At 75.4% G+C, this 675-nt stretch carries 1 protein-coding gene; it reads left to right on the forward strand.

Going from position 1 to position 675, the window contains the following annotated elements:
* Positions 1 to 137: 137 nt before the first annotated feature.
* Positions 138 to 675, forward strand: a 538-nt coding sequence (locus KJP73_RS01335; protein ID WP_213280959.1) for a PspC domain-containing protein, incomplete at its 3' end; no start/stop codon positions are given.

Raw genomic sequence — 675 nt, forward strand, 5'->3', positions numbered from 1 at the left:
GCGCGAGCCCGGCCGCGACGCCGCCGACGACGCGGCCACGGTCCGGGCGGCGTGCCGGTCCCCGACCCGAGGTCGGCGCTGTCGTTCGTCATGGCTCGATCCTGGCCGCCCGAGCACCCCCGTCCGACGGCAACGGGGTGAACGGCTTCTTCGAGGCGATCCGCCGCACCGGGGTGACCCGGTCGTCGGACCGCTGGGTCGGCGGGGTCGGCGGCGGTCTCGCCGCGCGGTTCGGCGTCGACCCGCTTCTGGTGCGCGGGGCCATCGGCGTGACGATGCTCATGGGCTTCGGCTTCGTGCTGTACGGCCTGGCGTGGGCGCTGCTGCCCGAGCAGGCCGACGGGCGCATCCACCTCGAGGAGACCGTCCGCGGCCGCTTCGACATCGCGCTGCTCGGCGCGATCGCCATGGTCGTCATCGGCATGAGCGCCGGTGACTGGTGGTTCAGCTGGGGTCCGTTCGACTCCGGCTGGCTCGGCGGTGTCGCGTGGATCGCCGTCGTCGGCGCCGGCGTCGTCATCACGGTGAACGTGCTGCGCCAGAACAAGGAGCGCCGGGCCCCGGCGCCGCAGTGGCAGCCCCCGTACCCGGAAGGACAGCCCTTCATGACCAGCACCAGCCCGGTCCCCGGCGCCCCGGCGCCCGCGACCCCGGCCGCGACGACGCCCCCGCGCC

Origin of the sequence: Cellulomonas hominis, assembly GCF_901521055.1 — a bacterium.
GTDB lineage: Bacteria > Actinomycetota > Actinomycetes > Actinomycetales > Cellulomonadaceae > Cellulomonas > Cellulomonas endometrii.